The following is a 22,009-nucleotide window of genomic DNA, read 5'->3' as shown; positions in this document are numbered from 1 at the left end:
TAGCAGCTAGTAGCGTGGGGATCATTAGAACGCCGAACCAACCTACATAAAGGCGGTTCTCAGTGCTAGTGATCCATGCGCAGAACTGATCCCACAGGTTAGCGCTTTCGCGCTGCTGGAGAGTAGTTGTCATGATAAATAATTGCGTTGTAAAGGTACGGATATGTATGGCTTACAGATGAGCGTTAATACTCTCTGTTCGCTTGTATACAAATGTAACGCTACTTATCATCTTCCGCAACATGTCTTAAGATTTCCTTCATCTTTGGCCATCGGATTACTTGAAATAGCCAATGGGCAAAGGATACAGGCCTATGTTGTCGGTCCTTAATTAAAACTCAAAGTATATGTAGGGAACCGACTCCAGGGGAGCCAGCAGCCAAGCTAAATAAAGGCCCACAGGAATAAACATCAACTTTAGGGGCCAGCTAATTTGCAGCTTGAGACGATACTTAAAGCCATGGAGCAGGGCCATGGTAACGGTTAGACCTAGCAGTATCAGGAGAACGGCCCCCCGAGTGGCTCCTAGGGATTCGATGTAAACCTTTTGAGCGAACTGCACATCAGCCGATTGATTAAAGAACTTATTGATCACTAGACCCATGGCTGGCAAGTTGGGTAGGCGGAATGGCACCCAGCTTAAAAATACAAATAGCTGGGTTAGCCCCCAGGCACCAATGGCCCCAGGCCAACTGAGCCAAAAAGCTTTCAGTCTTGGGCGATGCTCACTCACCACTTGGGTGAGCCGATGGAGCACCAGGGCCAGACCGTGGAGCAGTCCCCAAATTAGAAAGCCCCACTGGTCCCCATGCCAAATCCCCGCAATCAACATGATCAGCAGCAGGTTTATACAGGTTCGGCTAAGACCTTTGCGGGACCCCCCCAGGGGAAAGTAAAGATAGTTACGCAGCCAGTCGCCCAGGGTGATATGCCAGCGTCGCCAAAATTCGGCAATGCTGGTGGTGAAATAGGGAAAGTCAAAGTTTTGGGGTAACTGAATGCCTAGCAGAAGGGCGCTGCCTCGGGCAATGTCAACATAGGCACTAAAGTCGAGATAAATCTGCAGACCATAGGCAAAAATAGCCAACCACAGGTCACCACTTCCAGCCCGCTCTAGGTTATCGAAGCTGAGGTTAACCAGCAGGCCAATTCGATCGGCAAAGAGCAGTTTCTTTGCGGCTCCCGAGGCAATCAACCACCCCGCTTCCACCACCTGTTCTAACCCAGGGAGACGGGGACGTTTCATTTGACTGATGTAGCCCTGAAAACGGGTAATGGGTCCGGCAATCAGCTTGGGGAAAAATAGCTTGTAGGCCGCAAACTCAATAAAGTGATTGGCGGCGGGTGCCCCCCGGTAGATGTCTACAAGATAGGCGATGGACTCGAAGCAAAAGAAACTCAGCCCCAGGGGCATGAGCAATTGCAAACTGGGATTAACCGTGGCGGCCATCGGGGTGACATATTTGAAACCCAATAACAGCAAAACATTTAGGCTAATGCCCACCCACATCAGCCCTAAGCGTTTTCGATCCCAGTCTTGCTGGGCAAAGTGCCATTCTTCGTTGGGAATTCGCCAATCGAGGGGAGCGCTGAGACGACGCCCAATGATGTAGTTGGCCAAGACCATGGCCAGCGACAGCGGCACATACTGGAGCTGCAACGATCCGTAAAATACCAAGCTGGCGAAGACCAGTAGCCACAGCTTGAGGCCACGACTGGGGAGTAACCAATAGAGACCGGTGGTGCCAAGGAGAAATAGACCGTAAACGATGGAGGGCAGCGTCATTAGGCTAACTGGGGGTGACGAACTGGGTCTTGGGCTTGATTGAGCTGAGGTACTGAACTGGATTTAGCTTGATTTAGGCCGGGATTAGTGGGTTTTGACTAGTCAGATGACTGGTCATCCGAGGACTTGAGCTTGAGCCAAGGAATCATCGGGTCCTGGGCTAGACGGTTGGATAGTTGATAGGCTCCAAACCGATTTAAGTGGCTAGGGTCAGAAAAATAGTCGTAGCGCTTGGGCCATAGCTGGCCAAGATCGCGATACAGCAGCCCCGGTTCCTGGGCTGCCAGTTGCAGCATGGAGCGCTGGAACCGGCTTTCCACCTCTAGACGGGCTGGGTCTAGGTATTCGTTGGTGAGGGGGGTGTTAATAAAGACGACGGCCACATCTTGAGTCCGGGTATAGGCCAGCATACGTTTGAGGGCATCAACCTGGGGGCCTTCCATTTGGAAGGCTTTGTAATCGCCGTCGTAGGCTCCGTCTACCCGGGGATGATCGAGATAGTAAGTGGCGGGATTGAATTGAATGGCTAGGGGAAGAAAGCCATTAGCATCAATTAAGTCGGTTTCGGTGGGATTAACGGCGACCGAATTGGCGGTGTTATTCGAGGCTAGGGGACTGGTCTGGGCTACTTTTTGGAGGCGCTTCCGTTCGCTGTAGCCGGAGGAAATGTTGCCTAGGGACGTACTGAGCTGCTGATCGATCCGGGTGTAATAGCGATTGATCCGTTGAGCAGGGTTGAGGGTGGGTCCGGTGGCTGCACCACCAGCTTCAGGAAATAGCTCCCCCGTAATCAGCTGCTGATAGCCTTCTGAGGTTGAGATGGCGTTAAATGTCACATCTACCCGTGAGCTGTTAAAGGCTCGGGCTCCGTCTGCCCACAAAATTATCTTGGGCGGCGGATAGTTGGCCAACAGCTGGCGCACGACTAGGTCTGCAATCTGGGCCGTGGCTCCGTTGACACCAAAGTTAAAGACACTGACATCCTCATAACCTAGGGTGGCGACAGCCTGGGTGAGGGCCACCGGGTCTACTCCCCGCAGGGCCCGTGAGCTGCCAAATACCAATACATCGGGAGCCCCCTGCTCGGCTACATACCAGTGATAAAGCGCCAGTTTTTCATTCAGTTGCTGGCTTTTGAAGGGGGGGAAGGGAGAGTCCTCTAACACCTCAGCCATGGACACGGTGGTTTGGGGCGGGCTACCAAGCAAATCCGTATCATTGATGGCTGAGCTGGCAAATCCGGGTAGCTCGTCGTCTAGGCTAATGGTGGCATCACCATCATTTTGCCCCCAGTTGAGCTGGGCCAATTCTTCTTCAAAGCTGGAGGGTTTAGCCTGGGGTTGGGACTGAATGAGCGATGGGTTTTGCTGGGCCGTGACCAGCAGGGACCGGGACCTAAATAGCTGGCCCGCAATCCAGTCTGCTTGGAAGGCTAATAGTAGCCCTAGGGCTCCCCAGGCTAGGACAATCCCCCCTCTGCCAACGGTCAAACGGGGCTCTATTAGGGGTTCCTCCGCGCTGCGGGGGATAGCCGAAAATAGCTGGGTTTGGATCAATAGAGAACGCACTTGTTCTAGGACTCGGCTGGGCCAGGCTTCGTCCCAGGCTTCATGCTCACCCCTGTCCTCCGGTTGGACTAAGTCCCCCAGATAGGCCTCCGAAGCGACAAATTCGGGGGCGGCCTCAGGCACCAAACGCGGTGTGGCCTGACGGTCATAGCCGTAGTGCCAATCGGGGCGCTTTTGTCCCGCCCGTCGACCGTAGATACGAACACCCGCAATGTGCTTAATGGGATATTGACTGAGGTATTGCTTGAGCTGGGGCACCACCTGCCGCCGGGGTGGACATACCGGCGCATCAATCATGATGTGGAGCCGATTTTCCCGCATCAGCAGCTGTACTCGGGTACCGCCGGTGGATAGCTGTTCGTCTAGATCCGGGTTGAGCTGTTTCGTCAAGCAGTAGGCGATGGCGGGCAAGTCGCCCTGGCGGGCTAAGTCAGTGGTGGCAATCGCTAGATCGGGATGTTCGCTAGCCGGTAAATCTAGGCACCTGAGCCACTGCGGGGTAACGCCGTCTAGGCTAGGTCCGTAGACCATGGCTCGGCCCAGCCCTTGGGGGGCTAACTGTTCTAGGAGCGGTGCGATCGCAGCCATAATATCGGCCTCAGACCCACCGGTCCTCTCCGCCGCCTTTGCGCCCTGGGACCCAGGGGGAACCGCCACGGTTTGGCCTACGGCCAGGGGCTGACAAACCAGATGCAGGGTGGAGTCTTTAACCTCCGGTAGCAGGCTGACATCCAAGGGCAACAGAGCCTGGTTGAGCAGTCGGGCAATGGACTCCGTATCCCCCCAACGACTCCATTCTTTTAAAATTTCTTCATCCGGCGTCAGGTCCACCCGCAGTCGCCAGTCGGGGGACTCTTCCCCCAGCACCTGGACTGAAATCACCGCATCTTGAAACTGGGTGAGCTTCAGGTCCCTCAACCGTTGGGCAGTCGGGGCGGCGATCAAGGCCGGGTCAGGGCTATAGGCCGCTCGACATAAAATCCACAGCCGATCAATCAATTCCCGACTGGGGTCCACCGCCACGGTGGCCGCCGCTGTAATTACCCCCTGGGCGCGTTTAGCCTTGCCTGGGACGGCATTGACCACCACATCCACCCCCACATCCAAGGCACTGAGGGTCTGGCTCAAGTAGCGTGCGATCGCATCGGGGTCCCCCTTCCGAGCCAGGCTGGCATTGGAAAGCACAATGGCAGAGGTGGCATCATCCAAATACCCAATACCCGAGGTCAAATGGGCCGTGGAACGCTTGATTTCCTCAAGATCAGTGCTGGACTCCACCAACTGCTCCAGATGGCGCTCCAAACGGTTTAGATAGATGGGAATAGACCAATTGGGCTTTTGCTCCCCGGAGCCCTCCCTGCGACCACTATAAAAATAAAGCTGATAAATTTGCGGGAAATCCTTAATCAAGGAGGCTTTACGGTCTGGTTCTAGAAGCGATCGCACCAGCCGCAGTAGCACATACTCCCGATCCAACCCGGCAACGGATTTTGCATAGATGTGCAAAATGTTGCCCCGCAGCTTGAGCTGCAAGGCACAACTGGCATTGTTAACCACATCCTCAAGCCAAGGCAGTAGAACCTTAGGATCTAACGTCAGTGGCTGATCAGATTTTAAGTGACTGAACATAGACCTTCAGATCCCATAACAATTTCAAAACCAATTGGCAACCAACATGCTTCGCCCGCAAAATTTAGTCTTCTAAGGAGGTTTAGTCAAGTTTTGAATCTAATGTTACAAACACAGTTCGCAACATTAGACTAAAAACAGCAAACGGCCCGTTAAGGAAAACAGCTCCCGCTACGCTGAACGTAAACCCTGCTCCACAATTCACTGCTCCACAATCCATAGAGGCAGTACTAACATACAATCGCACCAACGTGGGCCATGATATGACCTAAAGTTGCTATACGTTTACTACGAGCCCCTGACTTATGCAACCTTTTCGTGAAAAAACTCCGCCAAAAACCTTCAACGACTTGCCGTTTACGTTGATTTACAATCCCCAAATTGGCTTGGCCCTGGCCACCCTGCCCTGCCTAGGGCTACTGATCATCGGCCATAGCCTAAGCTACTGGCTCATGCAATTTGGCCTAGCCAGTGAAGAGATATTTCGAGGGATTCAGCTGCCCGTGCTCGATCCAAATCACCAAAGACCTTTATAAAGATTTTCGCCGATCATCCGCTCCGAACGTGCTTTGTAACGTCCGAAAGCCTCTACAATTTTCTCGGAGATACTGGCGGTACGTCATCTCCGCCTTTCAGTCGTTACTGCTGACGTTGAATGAGTCCAACTGTTTCCTACAGAGATGATATGGTCCTTGCGAAATCCGATGGCTTCTCTGACCCAGAGGCATCTGAAACGTTTCTACGGCGACGCTTGGTCATAGTGGAAAGCATTTGGGAACTGGTTTTAGAAACTGAATGCGGCAGCGACCTCGTCAACTTGCTGAATAATATTCGCCACCTGTGCGCCCCAGATGGCCAAGCCGACACCGCCCTAGATAATGCCAATGCCCTGCAACTCATTGAGCAACTCAGCCTAGACGATGCCATTCGCATGGCCCGCGCCTTTGCCCTCTACTTTCAGCTAATCAACATTGTTGAGCAACATTACGAACAGCAAGATCAGCGCAAACATTACCAAGCCATGGCCGATGGCATGGGGAATGGGTCCCAAAACACCTCAGCAACAAGTGCGTCGGGCAGTAAGGACACCTTCCTCAATAAGTTAGTCAGTACTGACGTGGGCAATGTGGCCCAAGATCAGCGTGGTACAGGCACCTTTCACTGGCTGTTCCCGCTCCTCAAACAGCTCAATGTGCCCCCTAGGCATATCCAAAAATTGATTGATCAGCTGGATGTGCGTTTAGTCTTTACCGCCCATCCCACCGAAATTGTTCGCCACACTATCCGGGACAAACAGCGGCGTATTTCAAGTATTTTCCGGAGTCTGGATCTGGCGGAAGAGCAAGCAAGGTTGCGTCAACAGCCCTCATCCTGGGACATCACCCAGCTCCAAGAACAGCTAACCCAAGAAATTCGACTGTGGTGGCGCACAGACGAATTGCATCAATTTAAACCCTCAGTTTTAGACGAGGTGGACTTTACCCTGCACTACTTTGACGTGGTGCTATTTGAAGCCATTCCTGAGCTATATCAGCGCTTCAACCGTGCCTTGCTGAGAACATTCCCCGGTCTCACCCCCCCGCGCCAACGCTTCTGCCGATTTGGCTCTTGGGTGGGCAGCGATCGCGATGGCAACCCATCGGTCACTCCCCAAATCACCTGGAAAACCGCCTCCTACCAGCGTAATTTGGTGCTGGAGAAGTATATGGCGTCGATCCGTAAACTCTCTGGATTACTCAGTCCCTCACTCCATTGGAGCGAAGTACTGGCCGGTCTGCTGGAATCCCTGGAACAGGATCGATTGCAAATGCCCGATATTTATGAGGAATTTGCCATTCGCTATCGGCAGGAGCCCTACCGCCTCAAGCTGGCCTATGTGGAACAGCGCCTGACCAATACCTATCAACGCAGCAAAAAGTTATTTAACGGTGACTACCTGCAGGAGGACGAGGCCAAGGCTCTTCCCGGCACACACTACACGTCTGGCAATGACTTTTTAGTTGAATTAGAACTGATCCACAGGAGTTTGAAAGAAACGGGTTTGGTGTGTCGGGAGCTGGATACCTTACTCAGCCAGGTGGAAATCTACGGCTTTAGCCTGGCCCAGCTAGACATTCGCCAAGAAAGTACGCGCCATTCGGACACCATCCACGAAATTACCGAATATCTCCAGTTTCCCAAGCTGTACAACGACTTTTCCGAACCTGAAAAGGTGGAATGGTTGACCAATGAATTGAGTACCCGGCGGCCGCTGATTCCAACGGAGTTACCAATTTCAGACAAAGCTCGGGAAACCATAGCCACCTTCCATATGGTGAGAAAACTACACCAGGAGTTTGGCCATGACATTTGTCGCAGCTATGTGATTAGCATGAGCAACCATGCCAGTGACATTTTGGAAGTGTTGCTGCTGGCCAAGGAGGCCGGTCTCTACGATCCCGCCACCGGCATTGGCAATCTGGACATTGTGCCTCTGTTCGAAACGGTGGAAGATTTACGCCGTTCCACGGCGGTGATGGAAGAACTCTTTGAGCTCCCCCTATATCTGTCCATGTTGAAGGGGGGCTACGGCGCTCATGAATCAGCGGCAGCCGCTCTACAGGAAGTGATGCTGGGCTATTCCGATAGCAATAAGGACTCTGGATTTCTCAGTAGCAACTGGGAAATCCATAAAGCTCAACAGTCCCTGCAAAAAGTGACGGATCATTACGACGTTGGCCTGAGAATTTTCCATGGTCGTGGGGGCTCGGTGGGTCGTGGGGGGGGGCCTGCCTATGAAGCCATTTTGGCCCAACCCGGCCGCAGTATTAACGGCCGGATCAAAATCACAGAGCAGGGAGAGGTTCTAGCGTCTAAATATAATCTCAAGGACTTAGCCCTCTATAACCTGGAGACGGTGACGACCGCTGTGGTGCAGGCTAGTCTGCTCAACAACAGCTTCGATGAAATTGCCCCCTGGCACGAGATTATGGAAAAGCTAGCCATCCGCTCTAGGCAGCACTATCGGGCCCTGATCTACGAAGATCCGAAACTGGTGGAGTTTTTCCACCATGTCACTCCCATTCAAGAAATTAGCCAGCTACAGATTAGTTCTCGCCCCTCTCGTCGAGGGGGGAAAAAGGATTTACCCAGTCTGCGGGCCATTCCTTGGGTGTTTAGTTGGACCCAGGCCCGGTTTTTACTGCCTTCTTGGTACGGCGTTGGGACGGCTTTAAAAGAGTTTATCGCCGAAGAACCTGAAAATAACCTGCAGCTGGTGCGGTCATTTTACAAAAAGTGGCCGTTCTTTAAAATGGCCATTTCTAAGGTGGAAATGACCTTGGCCAAGGTGGATCTACAAATTGCGCAGCACTATGTAAAAGAGTTGGGAGAAGGGGAACACCAGGCCAGCTTCCAAGCCGTATTTGACCAAATTGCCCAAGAGTTCCACCTCACCAGTCAAATGGTGTTGCAGGTGACTGACAATGAAGCGCTGCTGGATGGGGATCCTAGCCTGCAACGCTCAGTCCAGCTGCGCAATGGCACCATTGTCCCCCTGGGTTTCTTGCAAGTTTCCCTGCTCAAGCGTTTGCGTCAACATCGGGATGGGGGCGCCTTGATTACCGGGGTGATTCAGTCCCGCTATAGCCGGGGTGAGCTGCTGCGGGGAGCCATGTTGACAATTAATGGAATCGCCGCCGGCATGCGGAATACGGGCTAGGTTTGACATTTTGGCAACAACGCGTTAACTTTGTGGCGCTTTCATATTTTGTCTAGGGATGTGCTCCTACTAAAAGCAGGGTGAGCCTTAGTTTGGGAGCGTTGCTGGGCCAAACTATGATTTCATCTGAAAAGTTCTGCTGTAGGGCATTGCTAACCGATCGTTTCATCCTCTAAATCAGCAGCAGCTTAACTCAGCCGGGCGCAGTCTTTCACAAGCAGTTTTGCAGAATTGTTAGGGACATTATTAAAGGAGTGGTAACGAATGATCAGTCTGCTTAAAACAACCCTGGGGCGCTTGGGCCTAACGGCGGTGACGGCAGCGGCGTTGATGACGACCCTGGATGTTAAGCCAGCCCAGGCCCAGGCGGCCTATGGTAGCTACATCGGGGCTGGTGGCAGCTTGGGTCTGAATGATGATGACGATGGGGATGGAGACGGATTAGGGCTGGTTATTTCGGGGCGCTATAAGTTTTTGGCCCTGCCGATTTCAGTCCGGGCCCAGGCCTTCTTGCTGAATGGGGATTTGGCGCTGGTGCCCACAGTCTCCTATGACTTTCCCATTAGTTTTCAGACTGACCTCTATCTGGGGGCAGGGGTATCGTTGCCAACAGGTAACGATGCTTCTCCCGTCGGTGATCAAACCGCCTTTGTGCTTCAGCCGGGGATAGATTTTGCGGTGCCTGCCAGTAATTTGGTGGTATTTGGCAATGCCATTTTTGCTTTTGATGCCTTTGAAGATGGTGGGGGGACGGCAACAGCAGTCCAAGCCGGGGTAGGTTGGAATTTTGGTAATTAGGTTGTTTTTAACCAACTTTCTATAGAACGCATGTATTAAACGCGATTCTCGGGCTAGGATAGGCGTGGCCAATCTTGTAACACCCTGTCATGAACAGCGAAATGCCCCTGGGTTCGGTTATTCAAGGCTCCCTAAGCCAGGGGATTGAAGTTCGTCTCCATGCCGATGTCAGCGTGGAAGATATGCGGGTGGGTAAATTTTTGGTGGTGCTGGGGGTGCGATCGCGATTCTTCTGCATGCTCACCGATGTCTCCTTGGGCACAGCCAGCCAGCGTATCCTCGCCAATCCGCCCCATCCCACCGAGCTGTTCCTCCAGGAAGTTCTCGCCGGGGGTGGCACCTACGGCACCCTAGATTTGACCCCGATGCTGATGTTTACCCCAGAAGCAGGGGAAAGCAATCCAGGCAAGGGAAAGGGGAAAGCGAGCAGGACCCAGCCCAAGGGACTGGCCTCCTATGAGGCCAACAGCAGTGCCCAGATGCAGCTGTTGCCAGTAAAAACAATTCCGGGGCACTTTAGCCAGGTCTATGACGCCAGCGAGCGAGATTTTCGCTCTGTGTTTGGCTGGGAAGATGATCCCCATCGGCGGAATTTTGCCATTGGGCAGCCCATCGACATGGAGGTGCCCATCTGTATTGATCTGGATCGTTTTGTCGAGCGCAGCAACGGCATTTTTGGTAAATCCGGTACTGGAAAATCGTTTCTCACCCGGTTGCTGTTGTCAGGCATTATCAAACAGCGGGCCGCCGTCAACCTGATTTTTGACATGCATTCGGAATACGGCTGGGAGGCCGTGAGTGAAGGGTCCAACTTTAGCACCGTCAAAGGACTGCGACAGCTGTTTCCAGGCCAAGTGCAAATGTTCACCCTGGACCCGGAATCCACCAAGCGGCGGGGGGTGCGTGACGCCCAGGAACTCTACATTGGCTTTGACCAAATCGATGTGGAGGATCTGGCCCTGATTGGCCGTGAGCTGAACCTATCGGAAGCCAGCCTAGAGAATGCCATTATTCTCCGCAACGAATTTGGTAAAGCCTGGATCAACCGTCTCCTCACCATGGGCAACGAAGAGATCCAGGAATTTTGCGAAGTCAAAATGGGGAGTAAATCATCCATTATGGCCCTGCAGCGCAAGCTCACTCGCCTGGCCGAGCTGAAGTATATCCGCAACACCTGCCCCCACAACTATGTGAAACAAATTCTGGACACCCTGGATGCGGGCAAGCATGTGGTCATCGAGTTTGGCTCCCAGTCCAATATGCTTTCCTACATGTTGGCCACCAATGTGATTGCCCGCCGCATCCACGCCAGCTATGTGCGCAAGGCCGACCAGTTTTTACAAACCAAAAACCCCAGTGACCGCCCCACCCAGCTAGTGATTACCATCGAAGAAGCCCACCGGTTTCTTGACCCCGCCACCGCTAAGCAAACAATTTTTGGCACCATTGCTCGAGAAATGCGCAAGTACTTTGTCACCTTGCTAGTGGTGGATCAGCGGCCATCGGGCATCGACAACGAAGTGATGTCCCAAATTGGCACCCGCATCACCGCCCTGCTGAACGACGAAAAAGATATTGATGCTATTTTCACCGGCGTTTCCGGTGGACAGAATCTCCGGTCAGTCCTAGCCAAACTCGACTCGAAGCAGCAGGCCCTGCTGCTGGGCCATGCCGTCCCCATGCCGGTAGTGGTGCGCACCCGCCCCTACGATACGGACTTTTATGCAGAAATCGGGGCCACCGCCTGGGATGAGATGCCTAATGCGCAAGTTTTCAAGGCGGCTGAAGCCGCCAGAGCTGATCTGGGGTTCTAAATCTCTGGCAGCGAATACTGGCTTTTAGCCTCAGATCTTAGAGATGCGATCGCAACCATAAATAAAGTCAAGCATTGCTTACATACAATTGCTAGAATCACCAGCCACTTGAGCAAAAGCCTTTGCAGCGAATACTGGGTTTTAGCCTCAGATTTTAGAGATGCGATCGCAACCATAAATAAAGTCAAGCATTGCCTACATACAATTGCTAGAATCACCAGCCACTTGAGCAAAAGCCTTATCCTTTAAAGACTTTAGAATACCCGACTAAAATAGTCGGGTATGTTTGACTCAATTTTGTACTCCATGATACGTTCAATTTACTCTGTCATCCATCACCTACAACCCCATGACCCAAGCCATCGACCGTCCGAAACCCCAAACCCTCTCATCCTCCACCTTCAGCCACCTCCAGTGCCGCGAATGTGGTGCCACCTATGACCTAGCCGCCAAGCATGTGTGCGAAGAATGCTTTGGCCCCCTAGAAGTAGCCTACGACTACGATGCCATTCGTCGCCAAGTGAGTCGTGAGAGCATTGCCGCTGGCCCCAACTCCATTTGGCGCTACAAAGCATTTTTGCCCGTTGCCACCGACGACCCCATCGATGTCGGTACAGGCATGACACCTCTGCTCAAGGCCAATCGCCTTGCCCGTCGCCTGGGTCTTAAGGAGCTTTACATCAAGAACGATGCGGTCAACATGCCCACCCTCAGCTTTAAGGATCGGGTAGTATCTGTGGCCTTGACTCGTGCCCGTGAGCTGGGCTTTACCACCGTCTCCTGTGCCAGCACTGGTAACCTGGCTAACTCCACAGCCGCCATCGCCGCCCACGCTGGCCTCGACTGCTGCGTCTTCATTCCCTCTGACCTAGAAGCCGGCAAGGTGCTGGGCACCCTGATCTACGCTCCCACGGTCATGGCCGTCGACGGTAACTATGACCAGGTGAATCGCCTCTGCTCTGAAGTGGCCAATACCCACGGCTGGGGCTTTGTGAATATCAACCTGCGCCCCTACTACTCCGAAGGGTCAAAAACATTGGCCTATGAAGTGGTAGAACAACTGGGCTGGAAATTACCCGATCACATCGTTGCGCCCCTGGCCTCTGGCTCCCTCTACGGCAAGATTTACAAAGGCTTCAACGAGTTTGTCAAAGTGGGCCTAGTGGATGATAAGCCCGTTCGATTTAGCGGTGCCCAGGCAGAAGGCTGTTCCCCCATCTCCCAGGCCTATAAAGCAGATCGGGATTTTATTACCCCCGTTAAGCCCAACACCATTGCTAAGTCCATTGCCATCGGTAACCCGGCAGACGGCATCTACGCCCTAGAAATTGCCAAGCAGACCAACGGTCATATCGAAGATGTCACCGATGCTGAAATCATCGAAGGGATGAAGCTCCTAGCTGAAACTGAAGGTATCTTTACTGAAACCGCTGGTGGAACGACTATTGCCGTCCTGAAGAAGCTGGTGGAAGCCGGGAAGATTAACCCCGATGAGTGCACCGTTGCCTACATCACCGGTAATGGTCTTAAAACCCAGGAAGCCATGAGCGGTGCCGTGGGTGAGCCCCTATTCATCGAGCCGAAGCTAGACAGCTTTGAGCGGGCTTGGGAAAGGGCCAACACCCTAAGCCGTTTAGATTGGCAGCAAACCCAGGTTTAGGCCCAAGTGTTAAGGGTAGGGGCATTGCCTGCAATGCCCCTACCCTTAACCACCCAAACCCTTGTTCTACCCTGCTAAACTGATTTCTGTTTTACTTTTTGAGTTGTTGTTTCCATGGCTGTTAAAGTTCTCATTCCCACTCCCCTGCAAAAGTTTACAAATGACGAAGCCACCGTCGAGATCGGTGGTGATAATATCGTTGCGCTGATGGATGAGTTAGAAGGCAAGTTTCCTGGCATCAAAGCTCGCCTCTGTGACGATAGCGGTGAGCTGCGTCGGTTCGTTAACTTCTACGTCAACAGCGAAGACATTCGTTTCTTGGATGGTAAAGAAACAGCGCTGAATGATGGTGACGAAGTAAGCATTGTACCGGCTGTAGCAGGGGGCTAATCCAGTCGGGTAATTGTGGTTTCAATTTTGGTTTTTACTAGGTGCTGCGATGGGTATGGATGACAGTCCGCCCGCAGCACCTTTTTTATGGAGTTCTACGGGTGAAGGATTGGCACAAAGTAGGCCTGGGCCTGAGCAGTATCGGCCTATTATGGCTAGCTTATCTCGGTCTACGGCAGCCCCAAGGAATGTTTCGCCTCATGTCTCAGCTCAGACCTGGGGCACTCTTTTTTGTAGAAACTGAGCAACCGGTAATTGCTTTAACCATTGACGATGGTCCCCATGGGGAGACCACCGAGGCCATATTGGATGTACTAGAACGCCATGGGGTAAAAGCAACATTTTTTATGCTGGGCGGTGCTGTCCCAGGGAATGAAGCCGTGCTACAACGCCTGGTGACCGAAGGACACGAACTAGGAAATCACATGATGACCGATGAATCTAGCCTACAACTGTCACCGGAAGACTTTCAAACCCAATTTATGATGGCTGACCGGACATTATCAGCCTATGGCACCCTCAACTGGTTTCGTCCTGGCATGGGCTGGTATAACAACCGTATGGTCAGGGTGATCGAAGACCAGGGTGAGCAACTCGTATTAGGGTCCCTTTTTCCCTACGACACCCATGTACCATCCATCCTGTTCGCTGAGTGGTTTGTTTTACACAATCTCGATCCGGGTGACATCTTAGTCCTCCACGATGGTCCTAAAAACCGGGGAGAGAGAACCGTGCAGCTCCTCGAACGACTCATCCCCAAAATCCAGGACCGTGGATATGGCATAGTCACCCTAACGGAGCTAAGCACCTAATGGATTAGGACCAACGCTAGCCCTAGCTAACGGTCATGGAAATCACCGTTTCCGCAGTATCCTGGGGCGCGACGGTAATTAGAGCGTTGCCCGTGTTCATGGCATTCCGGGGACCACTCCAAGGCTCTAGACAGTAAAAGTCTTTGCCTTTCACAGTCCAAAAAACTAGGGTGGGATAGTGCTCATCGTAAGCGATCGTCAGGGTGCGATCGCAATCCTTCACGGTGGCTATTTGGCCAGTGAGATTGATAAAGGCAAAGTCAATCTCTTCTTGGTCAAAGTTAAACTGACCATTAAAAGCAAATACTTCTGGGGCGCCCTTAATTTTGTATTCGCTAGACGGTAGGTCGAAGCTGAGCTTGGTTTTATCAACTACCGCGAAATATGGGTGAGTGCCGGTGGAAAACGGCATGGGCTGCTCGGATAGATTTGTGTGGCGGAAACGCTGCTCCAGGGTATTCCCCTTGAGGGTATAGATATAGTCAAGCTGAAAATCAAAGGGATAGACGGCGCGGGTATCGTCATTACTTTTGAGGGTAATGGTGAGGCTGGCCCCGTCCTCCGTGGACTGCTGGGTAACTGTCCACGGCATGGTGCGAGCAAAGCCATGCTGCTGAAGCGAGTAGGTTTCACCCCTGAGGGTATAGACATCGTCCACCAGGTTGCCACAGATGGGAAATAGCAAGGGAATCCCTCCCCGTACCGAAAGGCTAGGGTCCTTAAAACGCTCCACATCCATGTACAACACTTCGCTACCATTCACTTGCCAGCTAGTGATGATCCCCCCCCGTTCGGGAACCACGGCAACTTGAGAATCTCCGTCCGTCAAAATATAGGTTAAATATTGCTGATTTTCAGTAGTAATCGTGCTCATAAAAATGTCCTTGAAGCATCGCTGCTAAAACCCTGCCACATGACGGTCATTCCGCCATGCAATCTGCGACACCACCATATAATCTTTACGGTTTTTGTAGCGGTTCTCCCTGGCCCCCCACGCTAATATTCCGCTAATATTCTGGCTGACCTTCCCTAAACTATTGAGATTTGCCGCCCTATGTCTGCTGCCTATCCCCGCGATCTGATTGGTTATGGTCAAAATCCGCCCCAGCCCCAATGGCCCAATGGCGCTCGGCTAGCCCTACAGTTTGTGATCAACTATGAGGAGGGAGGCGAGAACTGTATCCTCCATGGCGATCCAGCATCCGAAGCCTTTTTGTCTGAAACGGTGGGGGCCGCTCCACTGCCAGGGGTGCGCAACATCAATATGGAATCGATGTACGAGTACGGTAGTCGAGCTGGGTTTTGGCGGTTACATCGACTCTTTACCCAACGCAATTTACCCGTGACGGTCTATGGGGTGGCCATGGCCCTGGAGCGTAACCCTGATACGGCTAAAGCCATGGTGGAGGCGGGGTGGGAAGTGGCTAGCCATGGCTATCGCTGGATTGATTATCAATATGTGGGGGAAGACACGGAGCGGGAGCACATCCGCAAGGCCATTGAAATCCATACCCAGGTGACGGGCAGTCGTCCTTTGGGATTTTATCAGGGACGTCTGAGTCCGAATACGCGCCGATTGGTGGTGGAAGAAGGGGGCTTTCTCTACGATGCCGATAGCTATGCTGACGACCTGCCCTATTGGAATTTGGACCATGGTCAGCCCCATTTGGTGATTCCCTACACCCTGGACAATAACGATATGCGATTTGCCACCTACCAGGGGTTTAACTCGGGGGACCAGTTTTTTACCTATCTCAAGGACGCCTTTGATGTGCTCTATGGCGAAGGAGAAACCGCACCGAAGATGATGAGTGTGGGGCTCCATTGTCGGTTATCCGGTCGACCTGGACGGGCAGCAGCCCTAGGACGATTTTTGGACTATGTCATGACCCATGAAGACGTGTGGGTATGTCGACGAGTGGAGATTGCCCGCCATTGGCATGACCATCATCGGCCCACGTAGGGGCGTTTCATGGAACGCCCCTACGTGGGTGATTACAACGCCCCTACATTTTGTAATATCGGGATCTATCCATCTCCTCAAATCAAGACTAGTATATTTGTATTGCTTGAACTACGGAGGCGATACTTATGGGTATCCGAGACAGCTACGAAAATGGCGTATTTAGCTGGGTAGATCTGATGACCAGCGAGCCAATGGAGGCTAAGCAGTTCTATACAGAGCTATTTGGTTGGACGTTTCAAGATATGCCGATGGACACGGGTGGCGTATATTCCATGGCCTTTAAGGGAGATCGATCTGTTGCGGCCATCTCGGCTATCCCGCCCAATATGGCCATGCCCCCCTGCTGGCAAACTTACATCACCGTCGAAGATTTAGAGGCTACGGTTCAGAGCTGGCAGGATAACGGCGGCTCGGTTGAAATGGCTCCCTTCGATGTTATGGATGCAGGCCGAATGGCGGTGGTTAAGGATCCGACAGGAGCGGTGGTCAGTCTCTGGCAGGCCAAAAGCCACATTGGTGCCGGTCTGGTGAATGAGGTAAATACCTTCTGCTGGACGGAGTTGCAAACCCGTGGTGCCGATAAAGCGGCGGAATTTTACCAGGCTGTCTTTGGTTGGGAGTTGGAGGTGGATGAGAAACCACCGAATTATATTTCAACTAAGGTGAAGGGACACTATAACTGCGGTATGTTCGACATGAACAAGGCAAATCTGCCTGCCGAAATTCCTTCCACCTGGGCCGTCTATTTTAATGTGGCGAATCTGGATGAATCCCTGGCCATCGTTAATCGCTTGGGGGGTAAAGCGTTGATGGAACCCATAGACATTGAACCGGGACGGTTTACAACCATCATGGACCCCCAAGGGGCAACGGTTGCCCTAATGCAGGCGAATAATCCGGATGATTGATCATCGTAGGGGCGTTCCATGGAACGCCCCTATACTGTTATTGCAAAAATCTTATTGCAAAAATCTCTCGCACTGTTTTCTAAAGTCATCTCCACGGGCTTCGAAATTGGCATATTGATCAAAGCTAGCGCAGGCAGGGGAGAGCAGAACAACTTTTGCCTTTAGCTCTAGGGCAATTTCTTTGCTGCGTTTGACTGCATTTTCCATGGTGCCGACAGTTTCAAAATGGCCATAGCCCACATCGATCAGGCGTTGACTAAACCTGGGGGCGGCATCGCCGATGAGGAGAACTTGGACGGCATTTTTTTGAATGCGGTCTAACCAGACCGTGTCATCGCCTTCTTTGTCGGCACCGCCTGCAATCAGAATGGCGGGCCCATTAACGGAAGCGAGACCGACTTCGGCGGCATCGTAGTTAGTGGCTTTGCTGTCGTTGATAAAGTCAATGCCTTCCCAGGTGGTGATGTATTCTAGGCGATGGGCGACACCGGAAAAGTTTTCTATCGCTGTAGCGATGGCGTTGTTGGGAATACCGGCTAATTTGGCGGCGGCAACGGCCATGAGGAGATTTTGCAAATTGTGGCGGCCCACCATTTTGAGGCTATCGGCGGCTAAAATCTTCTCGCCCTGGTGAATCACCCAACCGTGGTCGTCGATGTAGGTGCTGGGGACGAGGGGGGCGATGGCATTGGGCCCATCAATGCTGGTCCAATAGCTATTTTCCCAGCGGTTAGGGAGGGTTTGTCGCAGATAGGGATCATCGCCGTTCAGGATGCGGTGGTCACTGCGTTCTAGCAGGGCGGCTTTGATGTTGTAGTAGTTTTCAATGGTTTTGTGGCGGCTGAGGTGATCGGGGGTGAAGGTGGTCCAGATGCCGATTTTGGGTTTGGGGCCGATGGAGGCTTCGATTTGATAGCTACTGAGCTCTGCCAAAACCCAGTCTGGGTCTGGGTCTAGGGCCACTTGGCAGGCAGCATAGCCAATGTTGCCACAGGCGGGGACGTTGAGATGCGCGGCTTTGAATATGGCGGCGACCAATTCGGTGGTGGTGGTTTTGCCGTTGGTGCCGGTGATGCCAATCCAGGGTAAATGGCTCAGGGCGCGCCAGGCAAGTTCCATTTCGCCAATGGTGGGGGTGCCCTTTTCCCTAGCCTTGACGAGGCAGGGTAAATCCCAAGGGACGCCGGGGCTAGCGACGATCAGGTCCATGGGGTCATCGGCGGAAAAGGTATGGCCCAGTTTGACTTCGATGCCTTCGTTGGCTAAGACCTGTTGCTGCACTTGTTGCGGCTCGCCGCTGTTGCGATCGCTAACCACCACATGCCACCCTTGCTTTTTCAAAAGCCTGGCGGCGGCCACCCCAGACAGCCCTAGACCAATCACATAGGCGGTTGACTGTGCCTTGGACTGCTCCGGATTGGATAATTCCATAGTGAATTCCCCTGTGATCCCAAGTGTGTAAATGTAGCAGATTAATTAGGCAATTAGGGAGTAGGCTTAACCTTTTACAATGGCTCCAAAATCCGCCAGTACCCGGGCATGGTTACGCAGCAGCCCCAGCAGGTTCAGGCGATTTTGCCGAACGGCCGCATCCTCGTCCATCACCATCACACTGTTATCCCCATCAAAGAATTCGGCCACGACGGGGGCGGCTTTTTTCAGACCGTCAATCAGTTTTTGGTAGTTGCGTTCGGCCTGGGCGGCTTGGGTTTGGGGTACCAGTTTTTGTAGGCTCGCGTGGAAGGCAGTTTCGGCAGGAGACTGGAATAGGTCTGCATCGACGATGCCGGCTGGGTCTAGGCTAGTGGTGTCCAGATCGCCCTTGACGGCTAGCTTAGAGGCCCGATTTACGGTTTCGTACACCGTGGCGAGGGTGCCGTTGGTGCGAATTTCTTGGAGGAAGCGGGCGCGATCGCGGGCGTCTAGTAAATTGCTCAGCACTCGGGCGCGATAGTCGGGGTCGTCTTCGCCAACGACGGCATTGATCAGGTCGTAGTCGATGGCTTCACCGGCCGCCTCATCATCCTGGAGCAGGGTGCGTACCCGTTGTTCAAAGAAGGATTCTAGGTCCTGCTGGAGTTCGGAGGCATTGACCCCATCTCGCCCAGCGGCAAAGGTGGTGGTAATGTCCTGCAGGAGTGCCGTCAGGTTGAGGTCCAGACTGGCCGCCCAAATGATGCTGACCACGGCATTGGCGGCCCGGCGCAGGGCAAAGGGGTCAGAGGAACCGGTGGGTTTCATCCCCAGGCTGAAAATGCTCACCAGGGTATCCAAGCGGTCCGCCAGACCGACCACCTGGCCGGTGAGGGACTGGGGCAGACTATCCCCTGCGCCCTTGGGTAAATAATGTTCCGAAATAGCGATGGCGACGGGTTCGGGTTCCTGGCTCTGGCGGGCGTATTTTTCGCCCATGATGCCCTGGAGTTCGGGGAATTCCCCCACCATTTGGGTGACGAGGTCGGCTTTGCACAGGAGTGCGGCCCGGTTCACCAGGTCGGTTTGGGTGCTGTCTAGGTTGAGCTGGGTTGCGATCGCACCTGCCACTCCCACAATCCGATCCACCTTCTGGCGCATGGACCCCAACCGTTCCTCAAAGGTGACCATCTCTAACTTGGGTAGGCAGTCGGCCAGGGGCTGGGTGCGGTCGGCATTAAAAAAGAACATACCGTCCGACAGACGGGCACGGATTACCCGAGCATTGCCCTCGGCGATGATGTCGGCCTTGGCTGGGTCGCCGTTGGAGATGGTAATGAAATTAGGCAGCAGCCGATCGCCGGACTTGAGGGGAAAGTAGCGCTGGTGGCTTTCCATTTCGGTAATGACCACTTCTGAGGGCAGTTCTAGAAACTCTTCGTCATACTTACCGACGACGGCGGTGGGCCATTCCACCAGGTTGATCACTTCGTCCAGCAGGTCCGGGTTGACGATGGCTTCGCCCTGAATGGACTGGGCCGCCGTTGCCACTTGGGCGACGATTTTCCGGCGGCGTTCTGCCGGGTCCACATCGACATAGATGGACTTCATGGCTTCCACGTAGTCGGTGGCATGCTTGAGGGTGAGGGGTTCGGGGTGGAGGACACGGTGACCTTGGGAGATGCGATCGCTCACACAGACCTCAGACCCATTGGCCAAGGTAATGGGCAGCACCTGATCATCCATCAGGGTTACCAGCCAGCGCACCGGACGGGGAAACCTCAGGTCGCCATCACCCCAGCGCATAAACCGTTTACCCTCCAGGCCCAAGATCCACTGGGGAATGAGCTCAGTCAAAATATCAGTGGCCGCCCGCCCGGCAATTTTCTGGGTGACGAAGATAAACTCCCCCTTCTTCGTGTCCCGAATTTCAAAATCCTCCACCGACACCCCACGGGACCGGGCAAACCCTTCCGCTGCCTTGGTGGGTTTACCATCTTTAAAGGCTGCTTGGACCGACGGACCTTTGGCTTCTTCTTCCCGGTCTGGCTGATGTGCCGGTATGCCGTTGAGCACCAGGGCTAGGCGACGCGGGGTGCCGTAGATTTCGATGCTGTCCGGGCTGAGTAGCTGCTCCTCTAGGGCCGCTGGAATTTTTGCTTTCCATTGGGTAAGGGCATCGCCGACAAAGCTAGCCGGAAGGTCTTCGGTACCGACTTCGAGTAAGAAGGTCGCCATGGGTGCGCTAAAAAGGTTGGGTCAAAACCTTAGTATTATGGCAGGAATGAGGAGTCGCGGAACGTTGACTTCGGCTGCGCTCAGGCAACGGCTAAATAGCAGGGTGAGCGGCACAGACCCTTTGCCAGTCTTCAAGCTTGGGCGTTTCAGCTACACCTAAGACTGTGTATGTGGCCCCCATTTACCATCTACAGAAAGGCTGGTTATAGTCTAGGCAGTTCCTCCTAATCAAAAATCATTGATGGCTACTCTAAAGGGGTTTTGGCAGTTTCTGAATACGGATGTAAAGGATATTCCGTGGGGGGAACTGGCCGAGAAGGGGATTGAAGCAGTCAGTGCCAGTAATGATTTGGGGGAAACATGGGAAGACCATAAGGCTGATCTAAATCAGCTGGCTCCCTATTTTGGCAAGGTAGAACCATTTTTTAAGGTGCTGAACGATCCGGATGCCCAGATGGTGATTTCAGGGCTACCGTTTGTATCCATTGGCATCGGTCTGCTGAGAATTTATCTAAACCAGAGTAAAACTGCACCCACGAGGGACAGCTCTGTGGTGCTGGTGGCGCAGTTGGCCTATTTGCAGAGCTTAGAAACAGTTCTAGGAACCGATGCCGTCATGGCAAAAAAGCTGGCCACGGTTTCTCTGAAACAACTGCTGGAAAAGCAGCTGGCTCGCTGGGATGTAGCCAAGCCGACCGATGACGAGCTAAAGCTAGTTACGAGTTTGTTTAGGGAATCAAAACTGGCTGAGCAGTTTGGAGAAGCCCTAAGGGAACAGCTACAGCAGGCGGGGTTAAGTGAAACTGAAGCACAAAGGCTGGCCGAGCAGGTGAGCTGGGGCACCCCTCGATATTTATATCAGGCGATTGCCGAAGCGGGGGAGAGTGTGGAACCGCTAGCGGAATTTTATCGGACGGGGGGCCAGCAGGAGCAGAATCGCTATGTCAGCATTGATGCCTATTTGAAGAACAAAATTGCCCCCCTCTCTGCCGAACAGGTCTTTGATGAGCGCGATCCGCTGATCACATTTAACGATCTCTATGTGCCGCTGAATGTGCAGCCACTGCAGCCATCAGGAGAAAAATGGGGTGTAGCCCCGATCAATATCCATAAATGGGCGCACAGTATTCTAGAGCAGCCAGAACCTCGCAAGGTGATGTTTATAGAAGGGGATGCGGGGCAGGGTAAGTCTGTTTTTTGTCGTAACTACTCAGGCTGGGGTAGGAGAGTTATAGGGTTTCCAGAGAACAATCCCATGAGGGCATCCAGAACGTTATGCCCCTGTTTGCGTAGAGTGGATAGGTAACCGCGAATACGGCAGAACATC

Annotated in this window: 15 protein-coding genes and 1 pseudogene; 10 read left to right on the top strand and 6 right to left on the bottom strand. The window is 53.1% G+C overall.

Features of this window, described 5'->3' with window-relative positions:
• From VB741_RS12095 to VB741_RS12085, 3 genes and pseudogenes are all read right to left on the bottom strand, one after another.
• Window positions 1-133: pseudogene (locus tag VB741_RS12095) on the bottom strand (photosystem II q(b) protein); the annotation flags it as partial.
• A gap of 198 nt (window positions 134-331) precedes the next feature.
• Complete coding sequence (locus tag VB741_RS12090) at window positions 332-1,786, bottom strand: MBOAT family O-acyltransferase (protein WP_323365436.1); 1,455 nt, start codon at window positions 1,784-1,786, stop codon at window positions 332-334.
• 98 nt (window positions 1,787-1,884) lie between these two features.
• Window positions 1,885-4,983 (bottom strand): hypothetical protein, encoded by a 3,099-nt coding sequence (locus VB741_RS12085; protein ID WP_323365435.1) that lies wholly within the window; start codon window positions 4,981-4,983, stop codon window positions 1,885-1,887.
• Between the two features lie 305 nt (window positions 4,984-5,288).
• On the opposite strand from VB741_RS12085, the gene VB741_RS12080 reads away from it, so the two are divergent.
• The 7 genes from VB741_RS12080 (at window position 5,289) to VB741_RS12050 (ending at window position 14,157) form a co-directional block, all read left to right on the top strand.
• Window positions 5,289-5,519: a hypothetical protein gene (locus VB741_RS12080; RefSeq protein ID WP_323365434.1), complete on the top strand. Its 231-nt coding sequence runs from the start codon at window positions 5,289-5,291 to the stop codon at window positions 5,517-5,519.
• Between the two features lie 149 nt (window positions 5,520-5,668).
• Window positions 5,669-8,683: a phosphoenolpyruvate carboxylase gene (gene ppc / locus VB741_RS12075; RefSeq protein WP_323365433.1), complete on the top strand. Its 3,015-nt coding sequence runs from the start codon at window positions 5,669-5,671 to the stop codon at window positions 8,681-8,683.
• A 264-nt stretch (window positions 8,684-8,947) separates the two neighbouring features.
• The gene (locus tag VB741_RS12070) at window positions 8,948-9,481 is read left to right on the top strand and encodes a hypothetical protein (protein WP_323365432.1); all 534 of its coding nucleotides are present in this window, start codon (window positions 8,948-8,950) and stop codon (window positions 9,479-9,481) included.
• A gap of 89 nt (window positions 9,482-9,570) precedes the next feature.
• A complete protein-coding gene (locus VB741_RS12065) occupies window positions 9,571-11,295 on the top strand; it encodes an ATP-binding protein (RefSeq protein WP_323365431.1) in 1,725 nt (574 codons plus the stop codon).
• A 349-nt stretch (window positions 11,296-11,644) separates the two neighbouring features.
• Window positions 11,645-12,955, top strand: coding sequence for a threonine synthase (gene thrC, locus VB741_RS12060; protein ID WP_323365430.1), 1,311 nt, complete (start codon window positions 11,645-11,647; stop codon window positions 12,953-12,955).
• A 114-nt stretch (window positions 12,956-13,069) separates the two neighbouring features.
• Complete coding sequence (locus VB741_RS12055; RefSeq protein WP_323365429.1) at window positions 13,070-13,345, top strand: MoaD/ThiS family protein; 276 nt, start codon at window positions 13,070-13,072, stop codon at window positions 13,343-13,345.
• Between the two features lie 59 nt (window positions 13,346-13,404).
• Window positions 13,405-14,157 (top strand): chitin deacetylase family protein, encoded by a 753-nt coding sequence (locus tag VB741_RS12050; RefSeq protein ID WP_323365428.1) that lies wholly within the window; start codon window positions 13,405-13,407, stop codon window positions 14,155-14,157.
• Between the two features lie 22 nt (window positions 14,158-14,179).
• Here the strand turns inward: VB741_RS12050 and VB741_RS12045 are convergent, their stop codons facing one another.
• Window positions 14,180-15,031 carry an aldose epimerase family protein gene (locus VB741_RS12045; protein WP_323365427.1) on the bottom strand — a complete coding sequence of 284 codons (852 nt, stop codon included), beginning with the start codon at window positions 15,029-15,031 and terminating at the stop codon, window positions 14,180-14,182.
• 180 nt (window positions 15,032-15,211) lie between these two features.
• Between VB741_RS12045 and puuE the strand changes: the two genes are divergently transcribed.
• Both puuE and VB741_RS12035 read left to right on the top strand, forming a co-directional pair.
• Window positions 15,212-16,120 (top strand): allantoinase PuuE, encoded by a 909-nt coding sequence (gene puuE / locus VB741_RS12040; RefSeq protein WP_323365426.1) that lies wholly within the window; start codon window positions 15,212-15,214, stop codon window positions 16,118-16,120.
• A 128-nt stretch (window positions 16,121-16,248) separates the two neighbouring features.
• The gene (locus VB741_RS12035) at window positions 16,249-17,031 is read left to right on the top strand and encodes a VOC family protein (protein ID WP_323365425.1); all 783 of its coding nucleotides are present in this window, start codon (window positions 16,249-16,251) and stop codon (window positions 17,029-17,031) included.
• 51 nt (window positions 17,032-17,082) lie between these two features.
• On the opposite strand, the gene murD is transcribed toward VB741_RS12035, so the two are convergent.
• Both murD and glyS read right to left on the bottom strand, forming a co-directional pair.
• Window positions 17,083-18,462 carry a UDP-N-acetylmuramoyl-L-alanine--D-glutamate ligase gene (gene murD / locus VB741_RS12030; RefSeq protein WP_323365424.1) on the bottom strand — a complete coding sequence of 460 codons (1,380 nt, stop codon included), beginning with the start codon at window positions 18,460-18,462 and terminating at the stop codon, window positions 17,083-17,085.
• Window positions 18,463-18,528: 66 nt separating this feature from the next.
• A complete protein-coding gene (gene glyS / locus VB741_RS12025; RefSeq protein WP_323365423.1) occupies window positions 18,529-20,682 on the bottom strand; it encodes a glycine--tRNA ligase subunit beta in 2,154 nt (717 codons plus the stop codon).
• Window positions 20,683-20,923: 241 nt separating this feature from the next.
• On the opposite strand from glyS, the gene VB741_RS12020 reads away from it, so the two are divergent.
• Window positions 20,924-21,988, top strand: a complete 1,065-nt coding sequence (locus VB741_RS12020; RefSeq protein ID WP_323365422.1) for a hypothetical protein — start codon at window positions 20,924-20,926, stop codon at window positions 21,986-21,988.
• Window positions 21,989-22,009 lie beyond the last annotated feature (21 nt).

Source organism: Leptothoe sp. PORK10 BA2 (assembly GCF_034932105.1).
Taxonomy (GTDB): domain Bacteria; phylum Cyanobacteriota; class Cyanobacteriia; order Phormidesmidales; family Phormidesmidaceae; genus Leptothoe.
This window is presented reverse-complemented; position numbering and strand designations above follow the sequence as displayed.